General features: G+C 57.2%; 13 protein-coding genes. 11 read left to right on the forward strand and 2 right to left on the reverse strand.

What is annotated here, in order from left to right:
* The first annotated feature begins 208 nt into the window (after nt 1–208).
* From MOV80_RS21555 to MOV80_RS21570, 4 genes are read left to right on the forward strand one after another with little or no spacing between them, the layout of a single operon-like run.
* Entirely contained in the window at nt 209–568 is a 360-nt protein-coding gene (locus MOV80_RS21555; RefSeq protein WP_043594357.1) for a lipoprotein, read from the forward strand.
* A complete protein-coding gene (locus MOV80_RS21560) occupies nt 555–1,541 on the forward strand; it encodes a beta-propeller fold lactonase family protein (protein WP_191185632.1) in 987 nt (328 codons plus the stop codon). The genes MOV80_RS21555 and MOV80_RS21560 overlap by 14 nt, the downstream gene beginning before the upstream one ends.
* Entirely contained in the window at nt 1,538–2,056 is a 519-nt protein-coding gene (locus MOV80_RS21565; protein ID WP_191185631.1) for a sigma-70 family RNA polymerase sigma factor, read from the forward strand. The genes MOV80_RS21560 and MOV80_RS21565 overlap by 4 nt, the downstream gene beginning before the upstream one ends.
* Nucleotides 2,053–2,847, forward strand: a complete 795-nt coding sequence (locus MOV80_RS21570) for an anti-sigma factor (protein WP_191185630.1) — start codon at nt 2,053–2,055, stop codon at nt 2,845–2,847. Before MOV80_RS21565 ends, MOV80_RS21570 begins: the two co-directional genes overlap by 4 nt.
* Before the next feature lie 219 nt (nt 2,848–3,066).
* Here MOV80_RS21570 and MOV80_RS21575 read toward each other — a convergent pair whose 3' ends face one another.
* Together MOV80_RS21575 and MOV80_RS21580 are read right to left on the reverse strand one after the other, a co-directional pair.
* On the reverse strand, nt 3,067–4,467 hold the full coding sequence (locus MOV80_RS21575) for an L-serine ammonia-lyase (protein ID WP_019102854.1): 1,401 nt from the start codon (nt 4,465–4,467) through the stop codon (nt 3,067–3,069).
* Nucleotides 4,468–4,540: 73 nt separating this feature from the next.
* Nucleotides 4,541–5,830: an HAAAP family serine/threonine permease gene (locus MOV80_RS21580; protein WP_039755723.1), complete on the reverse strand. Its 1,290-nt coding sequence runs from the start codon at nt 5,828–5,830 to the stop codon at nt 4,541–4,543.
* Nucleotides 5,831–7,066: 1,236 nt separating this feature from the next.
* Here MOV80_RS21580 and MOV80_RS21585 point away from each other — a divergent pair.
* From MOV80_RS21585 to MOV80_RS21615, 7 genes are all read left to right on the forward strand, one after another.
* Entirely contained in the window at nt 7,067–7,894 is an 828-nt protein-coding gene (locus MOV80_RS21585; RefSeq protein WP_019102857.1) for a formate/nitrite transporter family protein, read from the forward strand.
* A gap of 227 nt (nt 7,895–8,121) precedes the next feature.
* Nucleotides 8,122–10,380, forward strand: coding sequence for a formate C-acetyltransferase (gene pflB / locus MOV80_RS21590; RefSeq protein WP_019102858.1), 2,259 nt, complete (start codon nt 8,122–8,124; stop codon nt 10,378–10,380).
* Between the two features lie 446 nt (nt 10,381–10,826).
* The gene (locus MOV80_RS23515; RefSeq protein ID WP_275975390.1) at nt 10,827–11,543 is read left to right on the forward strand and encodes an HNH endonuclease; all 717 of its coding nucleotides are present in this window, start codon (nt 10,827–10,829) and stop codon (nt 11,541–11,543) included.
* 594 nt (nt 11,544–12,137) lie between these two features.
* Nucleotides 12,138–12,614 carry a VOC family protein gene (locus MOV80_RS21600; protein ID WP_249605471.1) on the forward strand — a complete coding sequence of 159 codons (477 nt, stop codon included), beginning with the start codon at nt 12,138–12,140 and terminating at the stop codon, nt 12,612–12,614.
* Between the two features lie 160 nt (nt 12,615–12,774).
* Entirely contained in the window at nt 12,775–13,164 is a 390-nt protein-coding gene (locus tag MOV80_RS21605; RefSeq protein WP_249605472.1) for a hypothetical protein, read from the forward strand.
* 222 nt (nt 13,165–13,386) lie between these two features.
* On the forward strand, nt 13,387–13,647 hold the full coding sequence (locus MOV80_RS21610; RefSeq protein WP_249605473.1) for a hypothetical protein: 261 nt from the start codon (nt 13,387–13,389) through the stop codon (nt 13,645–13,647).
* A 270-nt stretch (nt 13,648–13,917) separates the two neighbouring features.
* Nucleotides 13,918–15,270, forward strand: a complete 1,353-nt coding sequence (locus tag MOV80_RS21615) for an ATP-binding protein (protein WP_249605474.1) — start codon at nt 13,918–13,920, stop codon at nt 15,268–15,270.
* Nucleotides 15,271–15,308: the final 38 nt, after the last annotated feature.

Here is a 15,308-nt window from a genome sequence, read left to right on the forward strand (position 1 = left end):
CTTCAGCTAATAACCGCCGGTCTCCCGGCGGTTTTTTATGCTCTGTCAAAAAAATACAGCGCGGCGGGAATAAACCGCGCAGCTCATCCGTATACCTCGTACTGGACGTCGAATGGTCGGCGGTTTCGTCAAGATGGAGCGCCGCGGCGCGCAGGCCTTGAGATGGGGCCGGTAGTGGCCGCGTGTTCTACAACGGGAGGAGTCTGCGATGAAAGCATGGATGGCGGTGGCGCTGATGGCGCTTAGTGCCGGAGCGTTGGCGGGCGAGGCGGCGTCGATGCGCGACGGCGCGTTGGTGGACGCGCAAGGCATGACGCTGTACGTCTTCGACAAGGACGCGGCCGGCAGCGGCCGCAGCGTGTGCAATCAGGCTTGCGCGGCGCTGTGGCCGCCTTTGCTGGCGGCGGCCGACGACAGCGCGCCGGCGGGCTTCAGCCGGATCCGCCGCGACGACGGCCAGGCGCAGTGGGCGTATCAGGGCAAACCCTTGTACCGCTTCGCCAAGGACGGCAAGCCGGGTGAGCGCGCGGGCGACGGCTTTAAGGAGGTGTGGCATGTGGCGCGTTAACTCGCGGGCCGCGCTGCTGTTGGCGGCGCTGTCGACGCCCTTGGCCTGGGCGCAGGAGCCGGCGGCTTTTGATCCGCAGATCCGCAACAACACCCTGGCGGTCAACCCTGCGGAAACGCTGGCGCTGGCCGGCAATAGTTCTCGCGGCACGCTGCTGGCCTATGACTTGCGCGCCGGCAAGCTGTTGCGCGAGCTGCCGGGCTTCGTCACGCCGCGCAATATCGTGTTTTCCCCGGACGGGGAGCGCTTCTACGTCTCGGACAGCAGCAAGGGCGTGGTGGAGCGCTGGCATGCGGGCAGTTGGACGCGGGAAGCCAGCCTGGCGATAGGGCCGGGGGCGTTCGGCACCGCGCTGAACCGGGACGGCAGCCGGCTCTACGTCAATAATCAGGCCGCCGGCAGTCTGACCGTGGTCAATCTGCCGCAATGGAGGGTGGAAAAAGTGCTGACCGGTTTCGCTCAGCCGCGCCAGGGCATCAAGGTATCGCCGGATGGCGGCACCGTGTTCGTCACCAACTTCCTGGGCGACAAAATCACCCTGGTGGACGCGGCCAAGCTGGAGGCCCGCGCCGAGGTGGGCGGCTTCGACAAGCTGCGCGCCATCTCCGTCAGCGGCGATGGTCGCAGCCTGTTCGCCGCCAATAGCGGCGCGGATACGCTGTCCTGGGTGGATGTGCCCAGCCGCACCGTGATCAAGACGGTGAAAGTGGGGCAGGAGCCTTACGGCGCCGCCTTGCGGCCGGATGGGCGCTTCCTGTATTCCGGCAATCTCAAGAGCAACTCGCTCACTGTGGTGTCCTTGCCGGCGTTCAAGGCGGTGGGCGAAATCACGGGCTTCAGCGGGCCGCGCCAGGCCATCAGCTTCAGCCGCGACAGCGCCAAGGCCTGGGTGTTGAACGAAGACCTGGGCATTGCGGAGGTGGATTTGGCGCGCAAGGCCATTGTCCGGGTACTGGCCCCGGCTGCTGGATGAGCGAGGCTGCCCAACAGCGCTTCCACCGCTTGCTGGTGGACAGCATTCCGCGCTTGCGGCGCTATGCCCGCGCCCTGGTGTTTGACCAGGGCGCGGCGGACGATCTGGTGCAGGACACGCTGGAGCAAGCCTGGCGCAAGTGGCGGCAATGGCGGGACGACCGCGATTTACGCCCCTGGCTGTTCGGCATCATGCACCGGCTGCACATCGACGACTTCCGCCGTTACGGCGCCAGGCGGCAGCCGCTGGCGGAGGACATGGCCGAGCTGACGGTGGACGCACCGCAGGAGCGCGGCCTGGCGCTGCGCGAACTGGCGGCCAATCTGGCCCGGCTGCCGGAGGAGCAACGCGCCGTGCTGTTGCTGCTGGCGCTGGAAGACATGAGTTATCAGCAGATCGCCGCGGCGCTGGATATTCCGCTGGGCACGGTGATGTCGAGGCTGAGCCGAGGGCGCGAACGCTTGCGCGGTTTGATGGAGACGGGCGCCGCGCCGGCCGCAGGAGGAGGGGCATGATGGAAACGGTCACGGAACAGGAATTGCAGGCTTATCTGGACGACGCCTTGCCGCTTGAGCGGCGCGCCGCGGTGGAGGCCTATTTGGAACACAATCCGGCGGCGCGGGAGCGGCTGCGGGCTTACCGTCGCTTGCAAGACGACATCGGCGCCTTGTTCGAGCCGGCCTTGCGAGAGCCCGTCCCGCCGCGTCTGCTGGCCGCCGCGCTGCCGCCGCCGCGGCGAGGGTGGCGGGTGCAATGGTGGCAGGGCGCGGCCGCGTCCCTTTTGATGCTGGCGCTGGGCGGCGGCAGCGGCTGGTTGCTGCGCGGCCAGCGGCAAGCGCCGGCTGCGCAGTGGGTTGCGGCGGCGGATAGCCAGGAGCCTTTGCCGCGTTTGGCGGCGATGGCGCATGTGGTGTACAGCCCGGACGTGAAACGGCCGGTGGAAATCGACGCCGAGCATCAGGACCAGTTGGTGGCCTGGCTGTCCAAACGGCTGCAAAGCCGGGTCAAGCCGCCGCTGCTGAGCGCGCAGGGCTATGAGCTGATTGGCGGCCGGCTACTGCCGGGCGAACAAGGGCCGGTGGCCCAATTCATGTACCACAACGCCGCGGGGCAGCGCATGACCTTGTACGTGGCCACCACCGCCGCGCCGCGCCGCGACGCCGGCTTCCGCTTCGCCAGCCAGGGGCCGGTGAATGTGTTTTATTGGTGGGACGGCCGCTTCGCCTATGCCTTGTCGGCCGGCTTGGCGCGGGATGAACTGGGGCGGTTGGCGGAGGCGGCGCACCGTCAGTTGCGGGCTTCTTGAGAACGTGTTTACGATCTCGCGAGCTAAGACGAGACAAGGCGAAAACGAGCGAAAAAGCGGAATGTACACGTGGTACATGAGCACTGAGCTTGGTTTCAACGCCCATTTCTATCCATCCCGCCGACGCGCAGCAGATCGTAAACAGGTTCTGAGCCGCGGGCAAAAAAAACGCCGCCGGGTTTGCCCCGGCGGCGTTGTCTTTTGACGGCTGGCCTAAGCTCAGGCCGCGTCGTCCACCCAGCGGATGGCCTGGGTTGGCACAACCTTGTTTTCGGTCACGATCTGCAGGGCCAGGCCGCCGCAGGAGGTTTCACGGTACTTGGCGTCCATGTCCTTGCCGGTTTCGTACATGGCGGCGATCACCTTGTCCAGCGACACCTTGGGGCTGCTGACGCGGTGCATGGCCATGCGCGCGGCGTTGATGGCCTTGACCGCGGCGATGGCGTTGCGCTCGATGCAAGGGATCTGCACCTGGCCGCCCACCGGGTCGCAAGTCAGGCCCAGGTTGTGTTCCATGGCGATTTCCGCCGCCATGCACACCTGGGACGGGCTGCCGCCCATCAGCTCGGTCAGGCCGGCCGCGGCCATGGAACAAGCCACGCCCACCTCGCCCTGACAGCCCACTTCCGCGCCGGAGATCGACGCGTTGAGCTTGAACAGGCAGCCGATGGCGCCGGAAGACAGGAAGAAGCGCAGGCAGCTGTCCTCGTCCAGCGGCTGGATGAAGTGGTTGTAGTAGGCCAGCACCGCCGGCACGATGCCGCAGGCGCCGTTGGTGGGCGCGGTGACCACGCGGCCGCCGGCCGCGTTTTCTTCCGACATCGCCATCGCGTACATATTGACCCAGTCCATCACGCTCATCGGGTCATTGGCCACTTGCAAGGAGCTGGTCAGCATCCGGTGCAGCGCCGGCGCGCGGCGCGGAATCCGCATCGGGCCGGGTAGGTTGCCCTCGGTGCGCATGCCGCGGTCTATGCTGGTCTTCATCACATCCCATACCTTGGCGAAGTGCTGCTCGACATCCTTGGCTTCGTGGAAGGCTTTTTCGTTCTCCATCACCAGCGCGGAAATGGACAAGCCGGTCTCCTCGCACATATCCATCATCTGCTGCGCGCTGAGGAAGTGATACGGCACCGGCGTGTCGCTGCAAGAGCTTTGGTTGAAATGCTCCTCGTCCACGATGAAGCCGCCGCCGATCGAATAGTAAGTCTTGGTCAGCACGCATTCGTCGCCAACAAAGGCGTGGATCTGCATGCCGTTTTCGTGCATCGGCAGGTTGGCGGTGTGGAAGTCCATATCGAAGCCCACGCGCTGATGGGTGCGGCCCAGCGTCAGTTGGTGGGTTTTTTCCACATCGGCTATCAAGGCCGGGGTTTGTTCCGGGTCCACGGTGTCCGGCAGGTTGCCGGCCAGGCCCAGGATGATGGCGTGGTCGGTGCAATGGCCCTTGCCGGTCAGGGCCAGCGAGCCGTAGCAATCAACGTGGACATGGGTGACTTGGTTGAAGCGGCCGGTTTCCTTGAGCGAGCCCAGGAACTGGTGGCCGGCCTTCATCGGGCCGACGGTGTGAGAGCTGGAGGGGCCGACGCCGATTTTGTAGATATCAGTCATGCTGAACATGATTGGTTACCTCTTGGCTTGATGCTGAGGAACCCGGCCGGCCGTGACCGGCCGGGCTGTCAGAGGAGTGCGATCAGGCGAACAGATCGTAGAAGATGGCGGAGATGGCGATCAGGCCAATCAGAACCACGAAGATGTTGCTGGCGGCGCCGGAGTATTTCTTCATGGACGGCACTTTGGCGATGGCGTACATCGGCATCAGGAACAGCAGCATCGCGATGACCGGGCCGCCCAGGGTTTCGATCATGCCCAGGATGCTGGGGTTGAACGTGGCCACGGCCCAGGTGGTGATGATCATGAACACGGCGGTGAAGCGGTCCAGCTTGGCGGTCTCGATGGACTTGCCGTTCTGGCGCAGCTGCTTGATCACCAGGCCGTTGAAGCCTTCTTTCGCGCCCAGGTAGTGACCCAGGAAGGACTTGCTGATGGCGACGATGGCGATCAGCGGAGCCACCCATTCAATCACCGGGTTGCGGAAGTGATTGGCCAGGTAAGACAGGATGGAAATGTTCTGCGCTTTGGCGGCGGCCAGGTCGGCCGGGGACAGACTGAATACACAGCTGAACACGAAGAACATCACGGACAGCACCATCATGACGTGAGCGCGGATCAGCACGCGGCCGGCGGCCGGTTCCGCGGCGTCGCCATGCAGCTTCTGCTGGTCAACGGAGAAGGAAGAAATGATGGGCGAGTGGTTGAAGGAGAACACCATTACCGGGATGGCCAGCCACAGCGTTTTGTAGAACGCGCCGTGGGACAGGGCGTCTCCCAGGCTGCCGGCTTGCTGGATGGCCGCGCCGTTCCATTCCGGAACCAGGTACAGGGCCAGCAGCATCAGGCAGGCGACAAAGGGGTAAACCAGCACGCTCATGGCCTTGACGATCATCTTCTCGCCCAGGCGCACGATGGCCATCAGACCCAGAATCAGGATCAGCGACAGAATGGCGCGCGGCGGAGCGGATACGCCCAACTGGTTGACCATGAAGGACTGCACGGTGTTGGTGATGGCCACGCTGTACACCAACAAGATGGGGTAGATGGCGAAGAAGTACAGCAGGGTAATCAGCTTGCCGGCGCCCACGCCGAAGTGCTCTTCCACTACTTCAGTGATGTCCGCGCCCGGCTTGGAGCTGGACAGCACAAAACGGGTGAGGCCGCGGTGAGCGAAAAAGGTCAGCGGCAGGGCCAGCAGCGCCATGACGATCAACGGCCACAGGCCGCCGATGCCGGCGTTGATGGGCAGGAACAGGGTGCCGGCGCCAATGGCGGTGCCGTACAGGCCCAACATCCAGACGGTATCTTGCTTGGTCCAGGAGGACGAAGCGCCTGATTTGGGCAGGGGGGTGGAAACGGCTTGAGACATGATATTGGCCTTCATTAAAGACAAATGGGGTAATCGTTTTGGCGCGTCGTTCGGCGGCGCGTCGTTTTCATCTCTTGCTAGACTTTTGGTCAGTAGCTGGAACCGCTGATTAGTGATTGCCGGCTTTCATTGATGTGCATGGTATAGGCAGTTGTACTGCGGTGGTTACACATTTCAGAACATCAGTTGATTCTAATCAACTTTATTTTGAAGCAAAACGAACATCCGAACAAATACTATTTAGAACCCATGACTTACAAATAACATGATAATTTGGTTATATTGGCATTAAATTGCTCAAAATCGTGTTTGATGAATGATTGTTTCAAGAAAAACGGATATATTCAAAAGTGTGCCAATTTTCGATTTGTCTTGCTTTCGTGTTGTTTTGCTTTTCATGTCTGAATGGATTCGAGCGGGCTGTGTCGAAAAATTGCCGTTGCAACAGCTTGTTCGAGCTAGCTTTGTCGTTTTCGAACACCGGAATGGCATATCCGCTCTTGCGCGTAGGCTGCCTCGCCGTTGTCTGTTCAAACTGGGGGTGTGTTTGTGTTTTCTTGTTTAAGTCATTGACTATTAACGGGTATGTTGGGGTTTTGCTTAGAGGGGAGGGTTTGGGGGCGGGGGCTTGCAAGCAGCGGAATGGCCTGTGCCTCCATAGGGGAGCCACTATATCAGCAAAGCTGGCGGCGCTCTGGGAAGTATGAAAATATGAAATTTAAGGCATAAAATATGTTCGAAAACGAACAAAAATATTTCAAAACGAACAATATTTGGTTGTTTTCTAACATGACTACGGCTTTCAAACATTCGTTTTGTATCTATGCTAATGATTTTCAATGTATTTTTTGTGTTTGTTATCGCGCCTGTTATGCGGGCGACGGCCTCATTCTGGAAAAAGCGGCAGCGCACCTGAGTCCTGAGTAGTCAAAACGGATGCGGCGGATATGAGGTGTGAAAGTTGTGAATCCGAGCGCGCGACGGAAAGACCTAGGTTTGATGGTTATCAAACAAGAATGAAGCATTCCGAACATAAAATTTTCGTGAACCAACAATCCGTGCACCCGTTCGCGTGGGAACCAACCACCCAGGCAGCCAACAAACGCATTGCAGCAACTGGGCTTGAGCCGGCGTCACCGCCAGCCAGCCTTAGAGACGGCATAGTCAGTTGATAGGCTTCCTAATAAGGTTGACCCGCACGCAGGCGGCTCTGCCCAAGCTCGCGAAATGAAAAACATGAACCACGCCTCCACACTCGCCTACGTCGCGGCTGAAGCCGCCTCCAAACAGACCGTGCTGCGCCAGCACCCCGGACGCTATCTATTGAGCGCCGGCATGGCCGGCGCGCTGATCGCTGTCGTGCTCAGCGTCAGCCTCAAGCTGGGCCAGGTCTTCTTCGCCGTCGGCTCCCCCGGCTACTACATCGCCGTGGCCGGCTTCTTCGGCGTGGCCCTGGTCAGCATCATCGTCTGCAAGCTGGAACTGTTCACCAGCAATGTGATGTATTTCAGCGTGGGCGTGCTCAGCGGCGATTGCCGCGTGTGCAATCTGCTGCGCAGCTGGGCCATGGTCTACCTGGGCAATCTGCTGGGTGTGCTGTTGTTCACCGCGGTGTTCGCCGGAGCAGGCGGCATGGGCAGCCTGCCGGCCGACCACCTGCTGTTCAACGTGGCCGCGCACAAAGTGCACGCCGGCGGTTGGGAAATCTTCTGGAAGGGCGCGCTGTGCAACTGGGTGATCTGTCTGGCGGTGTGGGTGCCGCTGCGCATGGCCGGGGACGCCGCCAAGATGCTGATGATCCTGCTGCTGGTCTTCGTGTTCTTCTTCTCCGGCTTTGAGCACAGCATCGCCAATATGGCCTTCTTCTCGCTGGCCCTGCTGCACGGCATGCAAGGCCTGGACGCCGCCGCCATCCTGCACAATATGATTCCGGCCACCCTGGGCAATATCGCCGGCGGCGCGCTGGGCGTGGGCCTGGTGGTTTACCTGCTGGAGCGCCACACCCTGCCGGCGCGGCGCGAAGCCGCAAAACCGGCCGCGACGGCGCTCGGAACCAGTGTTTGATGTTCGTTTTCGAATGTAATGCGCCGGCTACAATGCCAGCGTATTGATGTGGTTTTGCATGGCATTGAAAATAAAGTGTTTTTTGTGAGGTTTTGCCAGCAGGGCGGCGGTGGCGGCCACCGCGTTTTAGTCTGCGGCAGTTGATCTTGATCAAACGATTTTTTTCGAAACCGAATGTACAATATGTTCAGTACTCAACATTTACTGATAGTTACTAGGAGGCACACATGGATGCTCTGAATCGTGACGCGACTCAAGCCAACCCCTGGCGCGATTTCACCGGTGGTGAATGGCAAAGCAAGGTGGATGTCCGCAACTTCATCCAGCTGAACTACAAGCCGTATGAAGGCGACGCCAGCTTCCTGGCGCCCGCTACCGCGCGCACCCAAAAGCTGTGGGACACCCTGAGCGAGTTGCTGAAAGAAGAACGCGCCCGTGGCGTGCTGGATGTATCCGCGGACCGCGGCAGCTCCATCACTGCGCATGACGCCGGCTACATCGACCAAGCCAGCGAAGTCATCGTCGGCCTGCAAACCGATGCGCCGCTCAAGCGCGCCATCATGCCCAACGGCGGCCTGCGCATGGTTGAGAACGGCCTGGAAGCCTTCGGCTTCAAGCTGGACCCGGTCATCAAGGACGTGTGGACCCACTATCGCAAGAGCCACAACCAGGGCGTGTTCGACACCTACACCCCGGACATCATGGCCGCGCGCAAATCCGGCGTGATCACCGGCCTGCCTGACGCCTACGGCCGCGGCCGCATCATCGGCGACTACCGCCGCGTGGCCCTGTACGGCACCGACTTCCTGCGCGCCGAACGCCAAAAAGTATTCCATGAGCTGGACGACGCCGTTTTCAACGAAGACGTGCTGCGCCTGCGCGAAGAACTGTCCGAACAATTCCGCGCGCTGGACGAACTGAAGCAAATGGCCGCCAAGTACGGCTTCGACATCAGCCGCCCGGCCGTCAACGCCCGCGAAGCGGTGCAGTGGACTTACTTTGCCTACCTGGCCGCCGTGAAAGAACAAAACGGCGCCGCCATGTCCTTCGGCCGCGTCGCCACCTTCCTGGACGTCTACATCGAACGCGATCTGGCCTCCGGCGCGCTGACTGAAGAACAAGCCCAGGAAATGATCGACGACCTGGTGATCAAGCTGCGCATCGTGCGCTTCCTGCGCACCCCGGAATACGACCAACTGTTCTCCGGCGACCCGACCTGGGTCACCGAATCCATCGGCGGCATGGGCGAAGACGGCCGCACCCTGGTAAGCAAGAACAGCTTCCGCTTCCTCAACACCTTGTACAACCTGGGCCCGGCGCCGGAACCCAACCTGACCGTGCTGTGGTCCACCCAGCTGCCGCGCGGCTTCAAAGACTTCTGCGCCAAAGTGTCCATCGACACCAGCTCCATCCAGTACGAAAACGACGACCTGATGCGTCCGCACTGGGGCGACGACTACGGCATCGCCTGCTGCGTGTCCGCTATGCGCATCGGCAAGCAAATGCAGTTCTTCGGCGCCCGCGCCAACCTGGCCAAAGCCATGCTCTACGCCATCAACGGCGGCGTGGATGAAAAATCCGGCGTGCAAGTGGCCAAGGGCTTCGAGCCGATCAAGAGCGACGTGCTGACCTACGAAGAACTGATGCCCAAGTTCGACCTGCTGATGGACTGGCTGGCCGCGACTTACGTCAAGGCGCTGAACTGCATCCACTACATGCACGACAAATACGCCTACGAACGCATCGAAATGGCGCTGCACGATCGCGACATCCTGCGCACCATGGCTTGCGGCATCGCCGGCCTGTCCGTGGCCGCCGACTCCCTGTCCGCCATCAAATACGCCAAAGTGCACATCATCCGCAATGAAGCGGGCCTGGCGGTGGACTACAAGATCGAAGGCGACTACCCGGCTTACGGCAACAACGACGACCGCGCCGACAGCATCGCGGTATGGCTGACCGAAACCTTCATGGAGAAGATCAAGGCCCAGCCGCACTTCTACCGCAACGCCATGCCGACTCAATCCGTGCTCACCATCACCTCCAACGTGGTGTACGGCAAGAAAACCGGCAACACCCCGTGCGGCCGCCGCGCCGGCGAACCGTTCGCCCCGGGCGCCAACCCGATGAACGGCCGCGACGTGAAAGGCTTTGTCGCCGCAGGCGCATCGGTAGCCAAGCTGCCGTATGAAGCCGCGCTGGACGGCATCAGCTGGACCGCCTCCGCCACCCCGGACGCCTTGGGCCACAGCGAAGAAGAACGCGTTGCCAACCTGGCTAACTGCCTGGACGGCTTCTCCGACGCCGGCGGTTTCCACGTCAACGTCAACGTGTTCAAGCGCGAAACCCTGATGGACGCGATGGAACACCCGGAGCTGTACCCGCAACTGACCATCCGCGTGTCCGGCTATGCGGTGAACTTCGTCAAGCTGACGCGCGAGCAACAGCTGGACGTGATCAACCGCACCTTCCACGGCAGCATGTAAGCCTCACGCCGCTGGCCACCGCGACGGCCAGCCGGCACAGCGCAAAGCCTCCCCTAGGGGAGGCTTTTTTATGTGCGGTTGTTTGGGATCAATGCCGCAGAAGGTGCCTTTCGAGGCGCAGGCCGGTCTGGAGCGCTGCTGCCAAGCAGGTGTTCGACGGGATGGTGGGGATGGTGAAGATTGATATTGCGGAGACTGAGGTGGCGCGGAGGGGGTGTGGGCTTTCGGTGAGAGGTGGTGGTTTATCGAAACAGCAGACATCGATATTTTTCTTCGTATGGATCTCTAAACCCCTATTTATCTTTATGTTGTTAGAGTCTTGCATGGGTTCGATAACGGGATGGCTCTTGCTGAGTAAGTGACTCTGCGTACATAATTGAGAGATATACATCAATTCCTATATGGGCCTAGCTGGTTCATATAATTGCGATTGGGTAACTTTTGCTATGGCCCGTACACACGGACACGGAAATCCGAAATGGACGCGCGACGAAACGATTCTTGCGCTTGATCTCTACTTCGATTTGAATGGAAAAATTCCACCTGGCTCTGATGAGCGTGTGAAAGCACTATCTGAAGTGCTTCGCCGTTTTCCCTATCATGCAGAGGCATCGAGGAAGGAGTCATTTCGAAACCCTGATGGTGTTGCATTCAAACTCCAGAATTTGCGACAGGTAGCTACTGGCAAAGGGCTAGGAAATGTTTCAGAAACAGATCGTGTAGTTTGGTCTGAATTTGGGACATCGCCCGAAGCAACGAAATCACTGGCAAATATTATCCGAGCAGGCATTGTTGAGTCTGAGGCTAGCGAACCAGTTCAAGAAGATATCGAATTTATTGAGGGGCGAGTAGTTACTGAGTTGCACACACGCCGGGAGCGAGAGCCAAAGCTTCGCAAGAGATTGCTTTCATCTCGGTGTGCAAGCGGAAAATTGTTCTGCGAAATGTGTGGTACTCCTCCTCTCTCCGCCAATCCTGAGCTTCGAGAGGCCCACTTCGAAGTTCACCATGTTGTTCCGCTATCGAGCATAGGCCTTCGAACAACACGCTTATCGGATTTAGCCTTGCTCTGTGCCAATTGTCACCGTCTGCTTCACCGCGCAATCGCTATGGAAAAGCGTTGGCTTACTGTCGTGGAAGGGAAGGCGATATGCGGTGTTTGACTATTTCGTTGGCCTGTTTGGAGTTCGAGGTGCCTGAGTATCTGTTGTCCACGGAAGGCTGTTGCAGTGATGAATCGTAAGCTTGCGGCTCACTGCTAATGGCCTCAAAAACTCCCATGCCCAAACCAAACCCCGGCTAAAGCCGGGGTTTGTTCTGTCCTCTATCCGCTGCGCCTCATAGTTTTCAATGTTCTTGAGTTTGACCTGTGCCTGCTGCTGGGGGCGCTTGTCAACATCAACCACACCTTCCACGGCAGCATGTAAGCCTCGCGCCGCTGGCCACCGCGACGGTTGGCCGGCACAGCGCCAAGTCTCCCTTCGAACCTGTTCATAGTCTGCTGCGCTTCAGCGATATGGCGTTGAAAACGTCTTCGAAATGCTCATGTACCGCTTGTACATTCCGCTTTCTCAGCCGTTTTCGCCTTGCCTTGCCCTAGCTCGCGAGGCTCTGAATAGGTTCTATAGGGAGGCTTTTTTATGCGAGGCTGTTTTGGATCAATGCCGCAAAAAATGCCTATGTGCTATAAAATGGTTTCATTTATACGTCATTCTTTCTGAGCGCCTGCAAAACCCAAGCGCGCCGGAGGAGGGACCATGCACAAAAACACCATCTGCCTGTGGTACGACGGCGACGCCGAAGATGCCGCGCGCTTCTACGCCGCCACCTTTCCGGACAGCCGCGTTGGCGCGGTGCTGTGTGCGCCCGGCGATTACCCGGCCGGCAAGGAGGGCGATGTGCTCACCGTGGAATTCACCGTGCTGGGCATCCTTTGTCTGGGTCTCAACGGCGGCTCCACCTTCAAACACAGCGAAGCCTTTTCCTTTCAAGTAGCCACCGAAGACCAGGCGGAAACCGACCGCCTGTGGCAGGCCATCGTCGGCAACGGCGGCCAGGCCAGCGCCTGCGGCTGGTGCAAGGATAAATGGGGCCTAAGCTGGCAAATCACCCCGCGCGTGTTGACCGAAGCACTGGCCGATCCGGACCGAGCCGCCGCCAAGCGGGTATTCGACGCGATGATGGGGATGGTGAAGATTGATATTGCGGGGATTGAGAGGGCGAGGAGAGGGTAGTCTTGGAGGGGCTTTTGAAGGAACTATTGACGGCGATAAGCGGAATTTCCTTGTGTCCCGACAACCACTGGGTCGAGTTATATCAATTGAATAAATTAAGACGCATCGGCACAGGGGCATATTTCATATTAGGTTTCAAATCTTGACCTGGAGGTGATCCATGGACTTCAAAGCTGTTGCCCTTCTGATACTGCTCACTGCGTCCGTCGCTCAAGCTGAAGATGTGTGTGATGTCGTTAAGGGAGCCGTTCTGATCGCACAGGACGACAAAAATACATACCTTGGGAAGATTGCAAGCTCCTATGACTCCGAGTCGATCTTCAACGAATACGGAACATATGGGAGCCAATACAATTCGCTATCAATTTGGAACCAATATGGCACTTTTGGTAGTGAGTACAACAGCCTTTCCGCGACAAACCCCTACACGTTAACACCACCAATAATCATAAAGAGCAAGAAAGTTCTTGGATATCTCTCTGCAAACAAAAGCCTCCGAGGCTCCATCACGCCAAACCTTCTGAAGGCCCTATGCAAAGATGAACTATAAAGCGCTACCAGAAGAACAATACTTTCGTTGACTAGTCGCTGCGACGGGTAGCCGTGGATTGGACTCTAAAGTCACGTGCTATTCAACCCTGTGGGGACGTTGGTTGAGGATGGATCTTTGTTGAATGTTGCAAGGGGTTGAATTCAGTTTGTCATTGAGAGGGTATATGGTAAATCTTGTTAGATAGTGGAGGTTTTCAAAAATATTTTTGAGAGTGTTTATATGAAAATAATTGATTTTGGTGTATGGGTTTGGGGGGCGGTTACTGTTCTCATGGCTATTTTTTTCTTGAGTATTGTGGTTTTGGCTGGCTTTTATATTGAAGTGCCTCATTCTTCATGTGGCTTTAGTAAAGGTGCTCCTGGCTGGTTGGTTGGATTGTTTTATTCCCTAAAAGAGAATGGCAGTCTGGTGGCTGGCATACTTGGTTTTAGTGGGTTGGCCTGGGTGCACTTTTTTAAGGTTTCGCATAATGTTTCGTAGTTGTGTATTTCTAATTTTCTAGGGGGATAAACAATGGAGGGGTGGTGACGAGGAGGAAGTGGTTTGGGGGTGGATGTTGGGGAGGGTAGAGGCTGTCGCCAGCTACAATCGACGATAGATTGCTTGTGTCAATGGCGGAATATTAATCAACTTTCACGTCAGGGCGGCATCCGAAAAACTTAATGGTTGCATGTCTATTTCTTATGTGCGTACCTATTGGGTCAATTTAATAAATGTTAGGAGTTACCAGCCGTTATGTGTCTAACAAGGATGGAAGTGTTAGGTTTTCGTGGATTCAAGACACTTGGTGCGATAAATTTTGCCGTTCCAAATGGTAGATATGGAAGCGGCTTAACAACTATCACTGGTCCGAATAATGCTGGTAAATCTTCGGTTCTGGAATGCTTAAAGGCCCGTGCAGGCCGTGAAGCACCTAGTTTTACGGTTGGTTCACGAAATATCAGTGTTGAAGAAGTTAGTATTAAATACGTTATAAATGGTGAGGAAGAATTCATTAAATCAATAAGAAAGGGATCAAGCGAAACAAAAAAGGTAGGAGTTAATCCCGATTTCCATGTTTTTGTTCTTCCATCGCGTCGGGCGTTTAGTCCTTACTTCAGTCGATCGGAGAGTAGCCGAGGGCAGTATCTAGCTAATTGGGGGCTTACCCATCAGCGCTCCACAACCCTAAGCGGGTTCGAGTCTCGGCTTTTTACAATACTAAAGAATCAAGCCGCATTTAATGAAATTCTTCATGAGATTTTGACGTTCAAGCCTGAGTGGTCGATCGATCAGTCTGATCAAGGGCAATACTTTCTGAAATTTTTTAACGGTAACGACTCGCACTCGAGTGATGGCATGGGTGAAGGGGTGGTAAGTATCTTTGCCATTGTTGATTCTCTTTATGATTCAAAGCCAGGCGATGTGGTTGTAATTGATGAGCCAGAGCTTTCGCTTCATCCCGCCTTGCAAAAGCGAGTCGCCAATGTGTTGTGTAGATTTGCAAGCGATAGACAGATTGTTATTTCTACCCATTCTCCATATTTCGTCAATCTCGAGGCACTTTCCAGTGGTGGTCAATTGGCTCGTGTAACAACAGGGGGCGAAGGCACATTAATTCACGAAATTTCTGACGCTGCAAAAGAATCAATCCGCAAACTTTCGAGGGGAAATTTATACAATCCTCACGTGTTTGGGCTTGATGCACGTGAATTGTTTTTCCAGGAAGATAAAATAATTCTGACAGAGGGACAGGAGGATGTCCTACTATTTCCGTATGTAGCACAACAGATTGAGGCTGATATTGCTGGAACTTTTTTTGGTTGGGGAGCTGGTGGTGCAAGTAATATTTGGCATCTTTGTCGAATTTTAAAAGACTTAGGATACAAAAAGGTGGCTGGTCTGCTAGATGGAGACAAGATTGACGAAAAAGAAAGGTTGGAGGCCGAATTTACTGAGTTCCTCTTTGTATGCATTCCTGCTAAGGACATTCGTACTAAACCGGCACGTAAGGCTACTGATGAGGTTCAAGGTTTGTTGGACGAGGATCTGAAACTGAAGGACGAGTACGTAATACAGTTAAAGGCGTTATTCGAATCACTTTCAAGACATATGAACTCATAACTTCAAAACCTCAAAACCCCACCCCAAAACCAAACCCC

It is taken from the genome of Chromobacterium sp. IRSSSOUMB001, assembly GCF_023507765.1.
Lineage (GTDB): Bacteria > Pseudomonadota > Gammaproteobacteria > Burkholderiales > Chromobacteriaceae > Chromobacterium > Chromobacterium haemolyticum.